Genomic DNA, 17,987 nt, shown 5'->3' on the forward strand with positions numbered 1-17,987 from the left:
GGCGTTTGTTGAAGATGAATTCACCCTCACTCCATTTCTCATTGACAGAAATGGAACATGAATCAACAGATTTAAATCAGGTGAATGTTATGTCTATTAAATTAAATACAGCGCTATGTTTTTTGGTTTTATTATTTTCAGCAAGCTGGGCCAATGCCGATGGTGGTTTGATTTTTCTGGAAAAGAATCTTAACTCTCAGCAACAGGCCAAGGCCAAGCTTGAACAGACGCTTGAGCACAAGCATCACCAAAAGTGTAAATAAGTTAGTTTAAACCGAAGGGAAACGGCTGAATGAGCAGGGCCGTTTCCTGTTTTAAACCTTTATCGTAGTCTGCTTTGATCTTAAGCTGGGATTTTGTAGCTAAATCCAGACATGTAATTTTATTACATCTGCTTTACTTGCTATAGTTCATCCGAGCAATTTTTGTCTAAAGAGTAAACATTGCATCGTTCCGCGATTTTCATTACCGTCTTGCTGAGTTTGTTCATGTTTCAGGGGTTCTGGAATGTGGCGGCGGCTTTTTGTGCGCATGAAACGTCAGGCGAGTATAGTTCACTCAATCATTTTGGACATCACGTTCCAGAAAAGTCCCAAGTTTCTGCTCAGCCTGCCATTGCGGTTGATCAGGACGCTTCTGATTTACCAATGCCTTTAAGTTTGCAAGATCATCATGATCACTTGCCTTCCTGTTTTCATGTGGTAGTGACCGAAGCCCAGCAACAACTGGAACAACCGATTTTAGGAATGCATCAGGCAGAACAAAAATATTACTGGTCAAACTCCTATCAGTCCCCCCATCTCTCCGGATTAAATCCGCCCCCTGTATTGACCCCGCTATAGGTGGGGTAGCCGAAAAATAACCCACCGCAACCTTATTATTTGCGGGGCTTTATATGTCTTTAAATTTAAATCAGCGTATCCATGCATTTCAGAACAATGCATCAAATCCTCATACGCATCCATCGTCAATGAAATGGTCGGCCTTGGCAATTGCGCTAACGGCTGTGCTTTTTAGTCAATCTGCTGCAGCAGAGTCAGAGTCCTTGCTTGATGTGAATCATGCTTCGACCCAAACCGGGCAGCGTCATCTGAATTTTGAACAGATTTTGCAAGATGTGAAACAGCATCAGGCTGGTATCGGTGTCTGGCAAACCCAGCAAAGCATTGCCGAAGCCAATGTGAAACAAGCCGGTTTATGGGCAAATCCAAGTGTTTCGATTCAGCAAACCGAGTTTCGCTCAGGGAAAGACAAGGAACTGGAATTTGGTCTTTCACAAAAGCTGGATGTGTTTGGCGAACGTCGCGCAGCGGTGAAACTCGCTGATGTACAAGCCTCCCAAGTCGGTCTTAATCAGCAACTTTATGATGCGCAGCTCGAACTCGCGGTGAAATATCTGTGGTCACAAGTGGTGGTTCTTGAGCTAGAGCATGATGTGGTTCAGGCACAATTAAAAACCAGTCAGGCGACCTTGGATGCGACACGCTTACGACTCAAGGCAGGCAGTATTGCTCAGGTCGATCTAGACCGTACGCTGATGTCACATATTGAAAATCAGCGCTTATTCCAGCAAACCGAATTGGCGCTGGCGACAGCAAAACGGCAACTGGCCAATTTGTGGGGCAATACGGACGACCGCTTCTCTGCGCAGGCAAGCAATGTCTGGCCGCAGCAACAGGATTTGCAAAGCTATATGCAGAATAATTTATTCGAGCGCGCGATCCAGCTCGATATCGCACGGCAAAAGGCCAATATTGATTATTTAAAAGTGTCGAATCGCCCGAATCCGACCGTTAATTTAGGCATGGTGCAAAGTAAAACTGTAGAAACAAATTCAACAGATAACAAGTTCAGAGTCGGGATCGAGATTCCGTTAAATATTTTTAATCTTCAGCAATATTCATTGCGGATTGCCAATGCCAAACAAGATTTGCTGGTCAAACAGCAACAGTTCTATAAGCAACAAAACCTAAATGCAATCCAGACTTTAAGCGCAGAGTTGGCTGGTCTGAAACAGCAGTTTGATCTGGTGAGCCAGCGACAAATTCCATTGTCTGAAACGGTGCAGGAGAAAATGCTGCTCGGTTTTAAGGTCGGTAAATATGCCATTACCGATGTGCAGCAAGCTACCATGCAATTGCAAGAGCAACGCTTGAATAAAGTCCAGTTACTTAAAAGTGCATGGCAGAAACAGATTGAGGCAGAGAGTTTAGCACTCGGAATTGAACCGAGTATGGTGAGTTCAAGTGATGCCTTAAACCAGATCAATCAGACCCTGTGGAAAGAGACCAATAACCTTCCCACTGTTGTAGGAGCAGAATAATGTCGACGAATCAATCTAAGAAACAGTGGTTTTGGGTCATCTTTGTTGTGGTGGCCGGTCTGGTATTGAGTGCATTGCTCTTTTTCACGGGGAAAAATAAAGCAGGTGGCGAAGCTGCATCCAAGGAGCACGCGCATGCCGAAGGTGAAGAAGGGCATGCTGAAGCGGAAGCTGGACAAGGCAGTGAAACGGAGGAAGGCAGTTTAAACCTGACGCCAAAACAGATGGCGGAATATGGGGTGAAACTGGCTCAGGTAGGTGTTGGAGAAATATCACAGCAATATGCCTATCCTGCCAAGCTGGTACCGAATACCGATCAACAAGCGCACGTTTCTGCAACTTTTGCCGGACGGGTGGAAAGAGTCAATGCGGCACTGGGGGAGCAGGTGAAGAAGGGACAGGTACTTGCTACCCTGTTTATTCCGGATCTGGTCGATCAACAAGCTAATTTAAGTATTGCACAGGAAGCCTTGACCCTGGCGCAGCAAGATTATCAGCGCGAAAAGCAACTCTGGGAACAGGGCGTGTCTGCACGTCAGGATTATCAGCGGGCTTATAATGCGTACCGTCAGGCCCAGATTCAGGTGCAAGCCGCACGCAGCCGTTTATCTGCTTTAGGTGCATCTACAGGGAGTCAGGGGCGCTATGTGCTGACCGCACCGTTAAGCGGGATCGTGAGTCTGAAAGATATCGTGGTGGGCGAGCAGATTACCCCGGATAAACAATTGTTCGTGATTGATCAGCTGGATCAGCTCTGGATTGAATTTATCTTACCAAGCGTCAATAACATCAATGTCCAGCCGGATCAGCAGATCGAGTTTAAGTCGCTGCAAACCAGCAACACCTTTAAGGCGCAAATTCAGACCCTAACCACAGCGGCCGATACCCAAACCGGTCGTTTGCAAGTACGTGCCAAAGTCCTGACACCGGCTAAAGAATTGCGACCTAACTTGATGGTTAATGTGCTGTTAGAAGGCACAGACAAGCAACCTGTGCTGCGCGTTGCCAAAGCGGCGATTCAGCAGATTGAAGGCAAAGCCACGGTTTTTGTCGCCAAGCAAGAAAAAGATCAGTTGCATTTCACCCCTACACCAGTCCAACTGGGCAATTACTCCAGTGATGGACAGTGGGTGGAAATCCGGTCTGGTCTGACTGAAAAACAGCAGTATGTCAGTCAGGGCAGTTTCCTTCTGAAATCCGAGATGGAGAAGGGAGAGGCTGAACATGGACACTAATGAGAATGTAGGACTTCCCCCTGCGGAAGGCCTGTTTGACCGTATTATTCAATTTTCCATTCGTAATGCGATTTGGGTGATGCTGTTTGTGGTGGCCTGGATTGGTGTCGGGATTTATAGCTATCAGAAGCTTTCGATTGATGCCGTCCCTGACATTACCAATGTTCAGGTGCAAATTAACAGTCAGGCAGGCGGATTCACAGCCCCTGAAGTTGAGCAACGGATTACCTATCCAATTGAAAATGCGATGTCGGGTATTCCAAATCTGGAGCAAACCCGCTCAATTTCCCGTTATGGCCTGTCACAGGTTACGGTGATTTTTAAAGATGGCACCGATATCTATTGGGCGCGTCAGCTGATCAACCAGCGTTTACAGGAAGCCAAGAGTGCTTTGCCTGATGAGATTGATCCGCAAATGTCACCGATCTCCACAGGTTTGGGAGAGATTTATCAATGGGTGATCAAGGCGGAACCGAATGCTAAAAAGGCAGATGGCACGCCGTACCAAGCCATGGACCTGCGTGAAATTCAGGACTGGATTGTTCGTCCTCAATTGCAACGTGTGCCCGGTGTCGCCGAAATCAACAGTATTGGGGGGTATAACAAGACCTATGTGGTTGCTCCAGATCTGAAACGTTTGCAACAACTGCAAATTCCGTTAACTGACTTGCAAACGGTATTGTCTGAAAACAATGAAAACCGTGGTGCAGGTTTTATTGAAGAAAATGGGCAGCAACTGACGGTTCGTATTCCGGGGATGCTCAAGACCGTACAGGATATCGAAAATATTACGGTGAGTACCAAAAACGGTTTACCGATCCGGGTGGCCGATGTGGCAACAGTGTCGATTGGTCATGATCTGAGAACCGGTGGTGCGACCTATAACGGTGAAGAAACGGTACTTGGGATCGCCATGATGATGATGGGCGAGAACAGTAAATCTATTGCTCAGGCCTTAGATAGCAAGATGCAGGAAATCAAACGCTCATTGCCAGAAGGTGTAGTGGTTGAAACGGTGTATAACCGGAGTGATCTGGTGGATAAAGCCATTAAGACGGTGGCCAAAAACCTGATTGAAGGCGCAATTCTGGTGATTGTGATCTTGTTTGTGTTCCTCGGCAATTTCCGAGCTGCATTGATTACTGCCTGTATTATTCCACTATCGATGCTGTTTACCCTGACAGGAATGGCAGAGCAGAAAATCAGTGCCAACCTGATGAGTCTGGGCGCACTGGATTTCGGGATTATCGTGGATGGTGCGGTGGTGATTGTGGAGAACTGTATCCGGCGGTTGGCCGAAGCACAGCATCATAAGGGACGATTACTGACCCGTTCTGAACGCTTCACCGAAGTATTTCTGGCAGCGAAACAGGCGAGACGTCCGCTGATCTTTGGACAAATCATCATCATGGTGGTGTACTTGCCGATCTTTGCACTGGCGGGCGTGGAAGCGAAAATGTTCCATCCTATGGCGATGACCGTGGTGCTTGCATTGATTGGAGCCATCATTTTATCGGTGACTTTTGTTCCGGCAGCGGTGGCATTATTTGTCACAGGTGAGGTGAAGGAGAAGGAAAGTCGCTGGATGGCGGCACTGAAACGTAATTATGAGGCACTCCTTGATCGAGCGTATGCCTTCCGGTATGTCGTACTGGCGGGTGCTGTGACGATTTTAATATTAACGGCTGCGATTGGTACACGTGTAGGGAGTGAGTTTGCACCTCAACTCAGTGAAGGCGATTTTGCGTTGCAGTTAATGCGTGCGCCAAGTACTGGGATTGAGGAGTCACTCAAGATCCAGGAAAGTGTTGAAAAACAGCTTATGGCAGAATTTCCTGAAATCAAGGCGATCTTTGCGCGTACCGGGACTGCTGAAGTGGCAACCGATGTCATGCCACCGAATATTTCCGATGCAGTGGTACTGTTAAAGCCTCGTGACCAATGGCCGGATCAATCGGAAAGTATCGACGAGCTCCGAACTAAAATGTTGGCCTACGTTGAGAAAATCCCAGGGAATAACAGTGAGTTTTCGCAGCCGATTGAACTCCGTTTCAATGAGTTAATTTCAGGCGTACGGAGTGATATTGGGGTCAAGATCTTTGGTGATGATATGCAGGTGCTGAACCAGGAGGCTGAGAAAGTTGCTCAAACCCTGAAAACCATTCCGGGGGCCAGCGAAGTCAAAGTCGAACAGACCGATGGCTTACCGTTACTCAATGTTGATATCGACCATGCACTGGCTGCGCAATATGGTTTATCGGTCAAATCCATTCAGGATCTGGTGGCTGCCAGTATCGGCGGTCAAAGTGTTGGACAGATTTTACAGGGTGACCGTCGATTTGATTTTGTGGTGCGTTTGGATGATGTCATGCGTACGCCACAGCAATTGGCCATGCTGCCGATTCAATTACCGAATGGTGGTCTGATCAAACTGCAAGATGTGGCAAAAGTGGAGAATATCTTAGGTCTGGCACAGGTTAGCCGTGAAAATGGCAAGCGCCGTGTGGTGGTGACGACCAACGTACGTGACCGTGATCTGGGCTCATTTGTGGCTGAGATGCAGCAGAAACTGGCCCAGCAAAAATTACCAAGCGGTTATTGGCTTGGTTATGGCGGGCAATTTGAAAATCTGGCATCGGCAAAAGCCAGAATGCAAATTGTGGTGCCATTGGCATTGCTGATGATCTTTATTCTGCTGATGGCAGTGTTCAATAACTTTAAAGAGAGCTTGCTGGTCTTTAGTGGTGTGCCATTTGCCCTGTCGGGTGGTTTGGTCGCGCTGTGGTTACGTGATATTCCCTTGTCCATGTCGGCAGGTGTGGGCTTTATTGCCCTGTCGGGTGTTGCGGTATTGAATGGTCTGGTGATGCTGAGCTTTATCAAAGAGTTAAGAGAACAATTTGATATTCATTATGCCACTTGGCATGGCGCGGTATTGCGTTTGCGTCCTGTACTGATGACGGCCTGTGTCGCATCGCTGGGCTTTATTCCCATGGCCATTGCCACAGGTACAGGCGCAGAAGTCCAGCGTCCACTGGCGACGGTGGTAATTGGCGGGATTATTTCTTCGACCTTGCTGACCTTGCTGATTTTACCTGTGGTTTATCGCTGGATGAATGAAAAGTCCTCTGAACAATAATCAGGCATTTACCAGTGAGGGGATTGGATTTACTTACTTTTGAAGGATCAAAAGTAACAAAAATCCTTTGTTGGTCTGACGGCACTTCCATGATGCCGCAGACCAACAGGCGGCATCCATGCCGCCACCACGATCGTAAATATAGGTTAGAGATCAGATAGCGAAAGATTTTAGGACAATTCGTTGCACTTCACTCATCATATTCATCGATGATTTGAGATAGTGTAGAAAGAAAGTTGAATTTTAAAATTATAAGGAGTCCAACATGAGTGGACATCAAGGGCATGATCATAGTCATGCAGTCGTTACCGAAGGCAATGCAAAAAAACTTACGATTGCGTTGGTATTGACCACAACATTTCTGATTGTTGAATTTATTGCAGGCCTAATCACCCAAAGTCTGGCTTTACTGTCTGATGCGGCGCATATGTTTACCGATGCCGCCGCACTGGCCATTGCATTGGTTGCGATCCAGATTGCCAAACGCCCAGCAGACAATAAGCGAACCTTTGGTTATCAACGCTTTGAAATTCTGGCGGCATTGTTTAATGCTTCCATGCTGTTTTTTGTGGCGATGTATATTCTTTACGAAGCCTATCAACGTTTTACCCAGCCGCCTGAAATCCAGAGTTTGGGTATGTTGATCGTGGCGTCGATTGGCTTGCTGATCAATCTGATCTCAATGAAGATCCTGATGTCGAGCGCTGCTGAAAGCCTGAATATGAAAGGTGCGTATTTAGAGGTGCTGAGCGATGCCTTGGGTTCGGTCGGCGTGATTATTGGTGCGGTGATTATTTATTTCACCAACTGGTACTGGGTTGATACCATTATTGCGGTTGCAATCGGTTTCTGGGTCTTGCCAAGAACGTGGATTTTACTCAAACAAAGTATCAATATCCTGTTGGAAGGTGTGCCTGAAGAAGTTGATGTCGAGAAACTACGCAATGACTTGCTGGCACTCGATGGGGTGGAAAGCATTCACCAGTTGAAAGTATGGGCCATCACCTCCAAGAATATTCATCTGACGGTGCATCTGTTTGCACCCAAGGCGGATCGTAATCAGTTGCATCGGACTGCCACAGAAATGCTGTCACATGAACATGGTATTGCCGAGGTGACCTTGCAAATTGAAGATGATGCAGAAATGAACTGCCAGCATACGCATCAACATGCTGACCATGAAGCACATGACCATTCACATCAGCATTAAGCTGATGTGAATCTTACTGCTGTTACCGGATTAATTCTGCCATTCATGATTGCAGTCACGGCATTTCCAATGTTTTTGCGCTTGCATAAATGCCTGCATTGAAATTTTGAAATCAGGCAGATCACGCCAGAATAAAACTCCTGCAATCACGCAGACTGCAAAAACCACAACCGTCGCGATTTGTAGACCTTGTCCTGCACCATTACCGAAAATCCACATGCCAATGCTGATCAGCACCAAAAACAATAAAATAAAAATTGCAGGCACTAACAGCACCAGACTTTTTGGTACGTTCGGGCGAGGGCTGTTGGTACCCTGGCTGACAGGCATAATTTTCACGCTTTGACATTTAGGGCAGCGGTATTGCATAAGGATTTCCTATAGTGTTTTGGCTATTTTAGCGAAAATTATGCAAAAGCAAAAATGCTGAGTGATTCAAATACATAACTTTACTTATTTGTAATTATGCATTGTCTGCTCGCTTCTTTGACAAGAGAGGAGTCACGGGGTTACAGCTCGTCTAAAGCTATTCGCAAAAGCATAGGCAGTCATGCTAATTTGCAGGATGAGTTGGCTGATTAATGCGAAAGGATACGCATGTTACCCACCAAAATTTTAAAGTTACGTTTATCCCGAATCCAGAAGGGAAAACAGTATCTGTCCACACAAGATCAATTGATGCTGGTAACTTCGGAAAACCCTGACCTGAGTGCGAATTTTTTATTGCGGCTTTTTAAATTAACTTTGCCCAAGCAATGGCAATTTCATCATGAGAATGATGAAGATATTCTCTATGCCACCCAATTGATTCAGCTGATTGAAGATGAGTTTATTGCTGCCTATAGCACGCATGCACGCAAATATGGCTGGTATGAGCAATGCCTGATGTATCAGCTTAACTTTGTCGTCCCGCAACCGACCCAACAGCAAATTAATAGCTATTTACGCCAGCTGGAGCAATGTCTGGATCAGCCGCCGAAAATAGAGCTACTCCATTATTTCCAGCACTATTCTCCCTGTGCACTGCATGCGAACGCACTTGCCAAAGCATATGCCGGTGCAGGCCAATACACCCAGGCGATGACGTATTTTGAATGGGCTGCACAGCACGCAACTCAATTTAATGAAGTGGCTTTTTATGCCTATATTGAATGTTTGCTCAAGCGCAATCAGCCCGAATATCAACCTCAGGTCAGTGATATCGAATATGCGATTGATCTGTTGGTACGCTATCAGAAACCGATTGATCAAAAAGCGTATCGGAACATCCTGCAGCAGGCAGTGAGTCGACTTTTACCTAAAGACATACTCCAGTCACGGGCCACGAAAACCCGTATGATGGCTGATGCTGGACGCAGCTTGAATGCTTTGGGTAAAACACTGAATAGCTTATGGGGTGGTCGGGAGCATCATCTGCCTTTTAGTCGGGAGGTGATCGCCAGTGCACCACAGCTTTTAACAGAGCAAAGCATGGTTGAGGGGCTGGCTCAGGCAAAGTCGATGCAACATGCTTTACAGCAGTGTTTTGAAAAACAGGCTCACCATCCATTCATCAATGATTCATCTTTACTTCAATCCTTATGGCAAGCGCTGCAACACGATCCAGCAATTCTGGAATTATTGGTGCAGCCAGCTCAATATGATCAATTGATGGAGTGGCTTCAGCAGCGCACATCACAACGCAAAGATTCAACACGTTCTGAAAATATTCAGCTCATTCTACAACAGGGGTTGATGGCCTATTTAGGTGAAGTGCGGTTAGACAAGCAGCATCCCGAACGCGATGCTTTGTATGCGCAATATGATCGAGTCGTCACTGAGATGACTGCTTTTGCAGAATGGTTTTATCGGCAAATTTTATTGCCCTATCTTGAACAGCAAACTCAATTGTTGCAACAGGTACACCGTTTAGCGATGCAACTAGATGAAACCGCCCTGAGTAGTGGATTATTTGCATTGCAGTTTGAAATGCAACAGCGAGTACAGGATCTTGCGAACTGGATGCAGTATAAACTGGAAATGGGTCATACTTTTGAGCACGTGCAGGTGGCGTGGGTGGCCTTGCGAGAATTACCGAATTTTGAGCAGCCACTGGCTCACCAGAAAGTGCAACGGATTGAGCTGGCATTGGAGCAGTACAAGGTGATCCGTTTAAGTCAGATTCAGAGATTACAGCCTGTGGATACGGTTGTACCCATAGATCAAGATCCGGATTAAATAGATGTGCTCAGGAGCTGAATCCTTGGTCGAAAGAAATTAAAACTGTGCAACAAAAATACGCAAATTGTCTGGTAGAGCATGATAATCTACAGAAAAACGTCGAATAAGTTCAGAAAGCAGATCATAGCTCATAAGAAGTGAGTCAGTAAGAAAGGGAAGAGGGAGAACATCTTGAATCGACAAGATGATAAAAAGGCGATGTTCGATATTATGCCAGCAGATACAGAGATATCTGCTGTGAAACCATCATTATCACGTCGACTCATCAATAAGACCTTGCAACATGCACAAGATGCCGTTGAATTTGCCAGTGATACTTCAAGGAATATCGCAGGTGTAGCAGATGCCGCGCTGGATGCACTGGATCAGGTCACGCATCATACCAAGCGTGGTGTGGAAGGCATGCGCAATACGGTACGGGACATGGTCTCGGAAACCAGTGAAGCAGCACGTCAGGTGGCTTTGGCAATGGCAAGGGCTTCTTTGGGCAAAAGTAGTCTGACCCTGTATTTGCCGGAAATGCTGCTGAATAACCAGATTCGCAAGCGCATGGATCGCTCAGAGATTGATGATATTAAGATTGAATGTGGCAATGACCGCTTTCATATTGAACTGGATGGACATTACCATCGCTTTTTGTATCGGCTTTCACTGGAATTTAATGTCTTGGAATGTCGGATCGGACAGGAAAAATATTTACGCTTACGTCAGGTCGATGAACATCTTGATCTGCAAATCCGTCATGGTGGGACACTCACCAACTGGGCGGCCCGCCGTGTGGGTAACGCCAGTTTCGAACTGATCAATTCGCTTCCTATTCCTTTTCTGATTAATCACCTGATTCGTGATGTTCCGGGCATCCAGAAAGAAGGGCATCGATTATGGTATATCGATCTGGAAGAGGCGGGTTTTATCGATTTCATTAATAACCGCTCGTGGATGGTCGATAAACTATTAAGCCTGACTGATTTTAGTATTTTGCCCGGTTTGAATATTTTGCAGGAAAGTCGTGAACTGGTACAGCAACTGGTGGATCAGTTTGAGATTCGTGGTTTACGTGTACAGTCGGGTCGTCTGGAAGTGCAGGTTGGAATTGGCACAGATGAAGACAATAAAAGCAAAAGCAGATAAGAAAAAAGCCACTGTCAATGCAGTGGCTTTTTAGAATTTGGCGTCCCTACGGGGATTCGAACCCCGGTTACCGCCGTGAAAGGGCGATGTCCTAGGCCTCTAGACGATAGGGACTTATCGGAGGAGATTTACTTACAGAATATGAAACATATCGCGTGTAAGCCTAAATTCTCAGCAAGGATGATTCATCTTTGCTTTTCCTCGAATTTAGTGGCGTCCCTACGGGGATTCGAACCCCGGTTACCGCCGTGAAAGGGCGATGTCCTAGGCCTCTAGACGATAGGGACGTTTCAGAGGTGGGCGTATATTAGGGTGAATCGGGTGGGGTGTCAAACACTTTTCTCAAGAAAAATTAAAAAAACCAAACAAGTGTTTAAAAATAAAACATATCGAGGAATAAATAACCAAAAATAAGCAGTTAAGCTCAAAAAAATGACAAAGAGGGCTTTTCTCCAAATGTAAAAAATGCAGCTTAAGCTGCATTTTTTATAGGAATGGATTATTTGCGATGACGATAGAAAATGTAATGGCTCAAATAACATGCGGCAATAAACAGCAAACAACCAATAAAACCTGCTTGCATCTCAGGATCGGCTGCCATACTTAACCCTGTAATCAAACAGAAGATAAAACCTAAGATTGGGACAATCGGGTAAAGTGGTGCAGCAAATTTTAAGTCTTTTGCGCTATGTCCAGCCTTGTACCATTGACGTCTAAAATTAAACTGACTCCAGCAGATACTCATCCATACAATCACCATGGTGAATGCAGCCACCCCAAGTAAATTCTTGAAAATGGTCTCAGGCGCAAAGTGTTCTGACAACAACCCTGGAATTGCACCAAACATGGTGACAACCAGTGCAATGATAGGCGTGCCACTCTTTGACAGTCGAGAGAAAACGCTGGGTAACTGACGCTGATCGGATAAGGACCACATCATACGTGATGCCGCATACAAACCTGAGTTGGCAGCAGAAAGCAGTGCTGTGATGATCACGAAGCGGATAATGTCATCGGCATAAGGAATACCGATGTAGTTAAACACGGTCACAAACGGACTGCTACTCACGCCCTCACCGCCTAAACCAGCCACCTGGAAAGGAAGAAGAGCACTAATCACAATGATGGTACCCACAAAGAAAATCAATAAACGCCAGATCGCGGCATTGATAGCTTTGGGTACATTTTCAGCAGGATCTTTGGTTTCACCTGCGGCAACACCGATTAACTCGGTGCCCGAGAAAGCAAAGTTCACGATCAGCATGGTGGTGAAGATGGGAATTAAGCCTTGCGGGAACCAGCCATGGGCGGTCAGGTTGTGGAACAGCGGTGCAGCCTCGTAACCATGGAATGGAATCAGACCAAAAATTGCCAGTAAACCGAGGATAATAAAGGCAATCACCGTTACTACCTTAACCAAGGCTAGCCAGAACTCAGATTCGGCAAACATTCGGGTTGAGGTTAAATTCAGTCCCAGAATCGTGATGGCAAAGATAATGGTCCAGATCCACATGGAAATATGCGGAAACCATTCCTGCATCAGCAGGGCAGCAGCGGTAAACTCTGTCCCTAAAGTTGCTGTCCAGGTGAGCCAGTACACCCAAGAAATCATGTAACCTGTGCCTGGACCAATATATTTTTGAGCGTATGCACCAAAAGATCCAGCAACAGGCATATGTACTGCGAGTTCACCTAAACAGAGCATGACCATATAGGCAATCAAACCACCCAGAATATAGGCAATAATTGCACCAATGGGTCCGGTTTGAGCGATAACTTCACCAGAGCCTAAAAACAGGCCGGTACCAATCGCGCCACCTAAAGACAGCATGACTAAATGGCGAGTGCTCATGGCACGCTTTAGCGTTTTTGGCTCTGAATTCGCATTTGAGTTGGAAGATTGCATACGACAATTTGTCCAAGCATAGAGAAGCGGCTATTTTATGGAAAATTCGAAAATGTGCAATCTGCTTGAGGCAAGATTGTAAGAAAAATATAATTATTAGCGTATGGAATATGGCGTCCCTACGGGGATTCGAACCCCGGTTACCGCCGTGAAAGGGCGATGTCCTAGGCCTCTAGACGATAGGGACAGATGAGGAAATACACAAAGATTTGAGCATAACTCTGCTGCACGCTTCCTATTCGGAAACGGTGGTGGAGCCAAGCAGGATCGAACTGCTGACCTCTACAATGCCATTGTAGCGCTCTACCAACTGAGCTATGACCCCAGAATGTGTGAGCGCAATATTAGGGGGAATGCGCTCACACGTCAATCATTAAACTGAATTAAGTCTCACTATTTGCATCATTTTTCGGCAATTTTAGAGATTCATTTAACTTTTCCCATGCTTTCAGTTCTTTCTTGCTTGGTGCCCCCACAATTTCCAGTGCGTGACGTAAGCGGGCAAAGGTCAAATCAGGTCCAAGAGTAACCATGGCCTGCATCACTGGAGTTGAACTGGTTGAACCGGCAATAGCAATAAAGAAGGCCGGCATGAAGTCGCGTAGTTTAACTTCCATCTGGTTAGCCAGATCCATCAGGGTTTGACTGACGGTGTCATTGTTCCAGCTGAACTGGCTTTCTAAACGCCAGATGGCAAACTGTAAACTTTGACGAACCTGTTCTTCGCTCAGTTTTTTGCTTTCGAACTGTTCTTTGCTGATTTGTGGCATATGGTTGAAGTAGAAACCAGCCCAGTTCACTGCCTCAGAGAGTAAGTTAATACGGGGCTGAATGGCAGCCGCAATATCTTCAAGGGTTTGACGGTCGCTCTTCCATGCCAGTAAACGGTCTAGCAGTTGCCCTGGTGTCAGGCCTTTAATCCACTGACCATTGAGCCAGTTGAGTTTTTCAACATCAAAGATTGGGCCACCAAGAGAAACACGTTGTACGTCAAAATTCTCAATCATGTCTTTTAAGGTAAAGATTTCACGTTCATCTGGCATTGACCAGCCCATGCGACCCAGATAGTTCAGCAAGGCTTCTGGCAAGACACCGATGTCACGATAGTAGTTGATTGAGGTTGGATTTTTACGTTTAGACAGTTTTGATTTATCCGGGTTACGCAATAACGGCATATGGCACAGTGTTGGCATGTCCCAACCGAAATATTGATAAAGCAACTGGTGTTTGGGTGCAGAAGGTAACCATTCTTCACCGCGTAATACATGAGTGATTTCCATTAAATGATCATCTACCACGTTCGCAAGGTGATAGGTGGGCAAGCCATCGGTTTTTAGCAGGACTTGCATGTCCACTTGCGCCCATGGAATCTCGACTTCACCACGGAGAAGGTCATTGATTTTGCAAATGCCTTCTTCCGGTACTTTCATACGGATAACATGAGGTTCACCCGCAGCAAGACGGCGTTGTACTTCTTCTTGAGATAATTTTAAACCGCGACCGTCATATTTTGGTGTTTCGCCACGTGCCTGTTGTTCTGCACGCATTTGATCTAATTCTTCTGCTGTTGCAAAACAATAAAATGCATGGCCTTTTTCAACCAGTTCAAGCGCATATTGCTTATAAATGCCCATCCGTTCTGACTGGCGGTAAGGCGCATGTGGGCCACCCACATCCGGACCTTCAGACCAGTTCAGACCTAGCCAGCGCAAAGAATCCAGAATCATTTTTTCAGATTCTGGTGTAGAGCGAAGCTGGTCGGTATCTTCAATACGTAAAATGAATTCACCGCCATGTTGCTTGGCAAAACATAAATTAAACAACGCGATATAGGCGGTGCCTACATGCGGAAATCCTGTCGGAGAAGGGGCAATACGGGTACGGACTTTCATAAATGATCGGAGGTTAAATTAAAATTGAAACTATTATAACGAAAAAGCCTAGTCACAACAGGACTAGGCTTCATTTAAACATGTGAGGGGCACATATTTAAAAATTATGAGCTATGCGGCTGGAATATGGTTTGAACGAAACGTGAAAAACGCTCATGTTGACTGGCAAAAAAAGTCTGGGTTGGCGTGGTACGAATGGTATTTAACATTTTTAACTCGTCATCTGTTGACGGTAGCATGCTGGTATTACGTTTTTGCTGATCCAGTGCTTTAACGATTAGGCTCGAAGACGATTTATCAAGCGTTTTTATGTTATTGCTTTCTTTAATCGCGGCTGCATGTCCGGCTTGAACAGAACATAGCAAAAATAAACTTATATATACTGTTTTCTTCAATTTCAATGTTGGCATTGCTAACATTCCCCCTCATGAATTTGAGTCTATAAGACTACCAAACTACTATACTATTGCTTTAATAATACGATTTAAACATAAATCTTAATAAAAAAGTAGAACTAAGTCACACTTTTTACAAAAATCTTAAAATTTGACACATCCTTATCTATGTTTATAGCAATATGGCTACTTTGTATACAAGCGCAATTTAGCAAGCAAATGTGTAGAAAAAGTGGAGAATGATAATTTTTCTCATTTTTGCTGCTGGGTGTTGTTTTGGCTGCTTTTTATCCAGCCAGTGCATTCCCACCTTAGCTTAAAAACTGAAAAGTAATAAATTTATTGATATAACTGCATGATTGTAAAATATTTTTAAATAAATATAGTGATTACAAATGGGGTGGACTGGATCAATAAACAATGAAAACAGTGATTGCAGCAGCATTATTGGCGCTGGGCTTAAATGGGGTGGCGCAAGCCGCGACGACATTTTTAAACGTGTCTTATGACCCGACTCGGGAATTTTATCAGGAATATAATCAGGCCTTTGGTCAATACTGGAAACAACGAACCGGTCAGGAGGTTGATTTTAAACAGTCTCATGGCGGCTCGGGTAAGCAGGCACGTTCCGTGATTGATGGCTTGCAAGCCGATGTGGTGACTTTGGCGCTGGCAAATGACATTGATGAAATTGCCAATGCCGGCTTAATCCGTAAAGACTGGCAAAAACAGTTTAAGGATAATTCTGCACCCTATACGTCGACTGTGGTTTTTCTGGTGCGTAAAGGTAATCCTAAAAATATCCGCGACTGGAATGACCTCACCAAAGACGGGGTGGAAATCATTACCCCCAACCCAAAAACTGGTGGGGCACCGCGCTGGATCTACTTATCGGCTTGGGGCTATGCCTTGAAACAGCCGGGTGGAAATGATGCCAAAGCACGTGAGCTGGTGAAAAAGCTTTATCAAAATGTCAAAGTTCTCGACTCTGGTGCACGCGGTTCCCTGACCACCTTTGCTGAGCGTGGCATTGGGGATGTGTTGCTGTCCTGGGAGAACGAAGCCTTATTGGCAACGCAAGGTTTAGGTAAAGATAAGTTTGACATCGTCTATCCTTCAATTTCGATTCTGGCGGAGCCTTCAGTGGCAATCGTGGATAAAACGGTAGATAAGAATGGTAACCGTCAATTGGCACGTGGCTATTTGAACTTTCTTTATTCGCCGCTCGGTCAGGAACTGGCAGCAAAACATTATTTCCGTCCACGCAATCCTCAGGTGGCGGCCAAATATGCCAAACAATTTCCCAAGATCAAATTATTCAATATAAATGACGTGTTTGGCGGCTGGGCAAAAGCGCAAAAAACGCATTTTGTAAATGGTGCGATTTTTGACCAGATTTATGCGGAAAAACCATAAATTTGGTCTTCATTCAGATCAACACAAAAGATTGAAAAGCAAATACCCAAGGTGTTTGCTTTTTTATTGCATGAAAAATGACAAGAAAACGGTTTTATCTATGAAAAGTTAAGAATTCTCTACAAAAAGTCGTTTGGTGCTGGCGTAAAACAAGGTGATAATGTGCAGTTACATTTTCAGCTGTTGATTCAATTCTTATGTCGCATATTTCTGTCTTACTTCATGAAACCGTTGATGGCGTATTGGCAGGTCGCGATACTGGTATTTTTGTCGATGCCACCTTTGGTCGTGGGGGGCATACCAAGCTTTTATTGTCAAAACTTGATCAGAATGCGCGCGTCTATGCCTTTGATAAAGATCCTCAAGCGCTTGAAGTTGCAGCACAATTAGAACAAGAAGATCCGCGTTTTAAAATTATTCATGCCAGCTTTGCCGATCTGCAGGCTGAGCTTGCCAAGATTGGCATTACCGAAGTTGATGGCATTATGGCTGACTTGGGCGTGTCGTCACCACAACTCGACCAGGCAGAACGTGGTTTCAGTTTTATGCAAAACGGGCCACTGGATATGCGTATGGATAATTCGCAAGGCCCAACTGCTGCAGAATGGCTGCTTGATATTGAAGAAGAAAAACTTGCAAACATTATTTACCAATATGGTGAAGAACGTTATAGCCGCCGTATTGCCAAAGCCATTAAACTGGCAGGCGAAATGACAACAACAGCTCAACTGGCAGAAGTGGTTAAAACAGCACATCCAAAATGGGAAAAACATAAGCATCCGGCCACACGGACTTTTCAGGCCATCCGGATTGCCATCAATAAAGAACTCGATGATATCGAGACATTCTTGCCGCAAGCGGTTGCCTTGTTAAAACCAACGGCGCAACTGGCGGTGATTAGCTTCCATTCGCTGGAAGATCGTCTGATCAAGCAATTTATTCAAAAAGAATCGAGTCTGGCCGAAGATTCAGGTTGGGGCATGCCTCAAGCACAGGTCGATACTCGACGTTTAAAGAAAGTTTCTCGTATTCGTGCGAGTGAAGCAGAAGTAAAAGCAAATCCTCGTTCGCGTAGTGCGTGGCTACGTGTGGCGGAGCGTTTAGAGCAAAAAGGCTGAGA

At 45.4% G+C, this 17,987-nt stretch carries 14 protein-coding genes and 4 tRNA genes; 10 read left to right on the forward strand and 8 right to left on the reverse strand.

The features are described from left to right. Positions 1-89 precede the first annotated feature (89 nt). From ACNQO6_RS09980 to ACNQO6_RS10005, 6 genes are all read left to right on the forward strand, one after another. Entirely contained in the window at positions 90-263 is a 174-nt protein-coding gene (locus ACNQO6_RS09980; protein WP_343579678.1) for a hypothetical protein, read from the forward strand. 180 nt (positions 264-443) lie between these two features. Beyond that, positions 444-842 (forward strand): cation efflux protein, CzcI-like, encoded by a 399-nt coding sequence (locus ACNQO6_RS09985; protein ID WP_440208870.1) that lies wholly within the window; start codon positions 444-446, stop codon positions 840-842. Positions 843-895: 53 nt separating this feature from the next. After that, positions 896-2,323 carry a TolC family protein gene (locus ACNQO6_RS09990; RefSeq protein ID WP_440208871.1) on the forward strand — a complete coding sequence of 476 codons (1,428 nt, stop codon included), beginning with the start codon at positions 896-898 and terminating at the stop codon, positions 2,321-2,323. After that, entirely contained in the window at positions 2,323-3,558 is a 1,236-nt protein-coding gene (locus tag ACNQO6_RS09995; protein ID WP_440208872.1) for an efflux RND transporter periplasmic adaptor subunit, read from the forward strand. Before ACNQO6_RS09990 ends, ACNQO6_RS09995 begins: the two co-directional genes overlap by 1 nt. Beyond that, positions 3,548-6,697 (forward strand): efflux RND transporter permease subunit, encoded by a 3,150-nt coding sequence (locus tag ACNQO6_RS10000; protein WP_440208873.1) that lies wholly within the window; start codon positions 3,548-3,550, stop codon positions 6,695-6,697. The genes ACNQO6_RS09995 and ACNQO6_RS10000 overlap by 11 nt, the downstream gene beginning before the upstream one ends. Before the next feature lie 265 nt (positions 6,698-6,962). After that, positions 6,963-7,907 carry a cation diffusion facilitator family transporter gene (locus tag ACNQO6_RS10005; RefSeq protein ID WP_440208874.1) on the forward strand — a complete coding sequence of 315 codons (945 nt, stop codon included), beginning with the start codon at positions 6,963-6,965 and terminating at the stop codon, positions 7,905-7,907. A 30-nt stretch (positions 7,908-7,937) separates the two neighbouring features. On the opposite strand, the gene ACNQO6_RS10010 is transcribed toward ACNQO6_RS10005, so the two are convergent. Beyond that, positions 7,938-8,276 (reverse strand): hypothetical protein, encoded by a 339-nt coding sequence (locus ACNQO6_RS10010; RefSeq protein ID WP_343579689.1) that lies wholly within the window; start codon positions 8,274-8,276, stop codon positions 7,938-7,940. Between the two features lie 228 nt (positions 8,277-8,504). Between ACNQO6_RS10010 and ACNQO6_RS10015 the strand changes: the two genes are divergently transcribed. Both ACNQO6_RS10015 and ACNQO6_RS10020 read left to right on the forward strand, forming a co-directional pair. Next, complete coding sequence (locus ACNQO6_RS10015; protein WP_440208875.1) at positions 8,505-10,124, forward strand: hypothetical protein; 1,620 nt, start codon at positions 8,505-8,507, stop codon at positions 10,122-10,124. A 174-nt stretch (positions 10,125-10,298) separates the two neighbouring features. Further along, positions 10,299-11,258, forward strand: coding sequence for a hypothetical protein (locus ACNQO6_RS10020; RefSeq protein ID WP_440208876.1), 960 nt, complete (start codon positions 10,299-10,301; stop codon positions 11,256-11,258). A 38-nt stretch (positions 11,259-11,296) separates the two neighbouring features. Here ACNQO6_RS10020 and ACNQO6_RS10025 read toward each other — a convergent pair. The 7 genes from ACNQO6_RS10025 to ACNQO6_RS10055 form a co-directional block, all read right to left on the reverse strand. Then, positions 11,297-11,372, reverse strand: a tRNA-Glu gene (locus tag ACNQO6_RS10025). Between the two features lie 97 nt (positions 11,373-11,469). Next, positions 11,470-11,545, reverse strand: a tRNA-Glu gene (locus ACNQO6_RS10030). Positions 11,546-11,757: 212 nt separating this feature from the next. After that, positions 11,758-13,164, reverse strand: a complete 1,407-nt coding sequence (locus ACNQO6_RS10035; RefSeq protein ID WP_343579693.1) for an amino acid permease — start codon at positions 13,162-13,164, stop codon at positions 11,758-11,760. A 111-nt stretch (positions 13,165-13,275) separates the two neighbouring features. Next, positions 13,276-13,351 (reverse strand) — tRNA-Glu (locus ACNQO6_RS10040). 62 nt (positions 13,352-13,413) lie between these two features. Continuing rightward, positions 13,414-13,489: transfer RNA gene (locus ACNQO6_RS10045), tRNA-Ala, on the reverse strand. A gap of 58 nt (positions 13,490-13,547) precedes the next feature. Continuing rightward, on the reverse strand, positions 13,548-15,056 hold the full coding sequence (gene gltX, locus ACNQO6_RS10050; protein WP_343579694.1) for a glutamate--tRNA ligase: 1,509 nt from the start codon (positions 15,054-15,056) through the stop codon (positions 13,548-13,550). Between the two features lie 104 nt (positions 15,057-15,160). Then, positions 15,161-15,466 carry a hypothetical protein gene (locus ACNQO6_RS10055; protein WP_005227687.1) on the reverse strand — a complete coding sequence of 102 codons (306 nt, stop codon included), beginning with the start codon at positions 15,464-15,466 and terminating at the stop codon, positions 15,161-15,163. 405 nt (positions 15,467-15,871) lie between these two features. On the opposite strand from ACNQO6_RS10055, the gene ACNQO6_RS10060 reads away from it, so the two are divergent. Next, on the forward strand, positions 15,872-16,867 hold the full coding sequence (locus tag ACNQO6_RS10060; RefSeq protein ID WP_009506617.1) for a sulfate ABC transporter substrate-binding protein: 996 nt from the start codon (positions 15,872-15,874) through the stop codon (positions 16,865-16,867). A gap of 197 nt (positions 16,868-17,064) precedes the next feature. Continuing rightward, the gene (gene rsmH / locus ACNQO6_RS10065) at positions 17,065-17,985 is read left to right on the forward strand and encodes a 16S rRNA (cytosine(1402)-N(4))-methyltransferase RsmH (protein ID WP_005227683.1); all 921 of its coding nucleotides are present in this window, start codon (positions 17,065-17,067) and stop codon (positions 17,983-17,985) included. The last annotated feature ends 2 nt before the right edge of the window (positions 17,986-17,987 follow it).

Source organism: Acinetobacter calcoaceticus, from assembly GCF_051947995.1.
Classification (GTDB): Bacteria; Pseudomonadota; Gammaproteobacteria; order Pseudomonadales; family Moraxellaceae; genus Acinetobacter.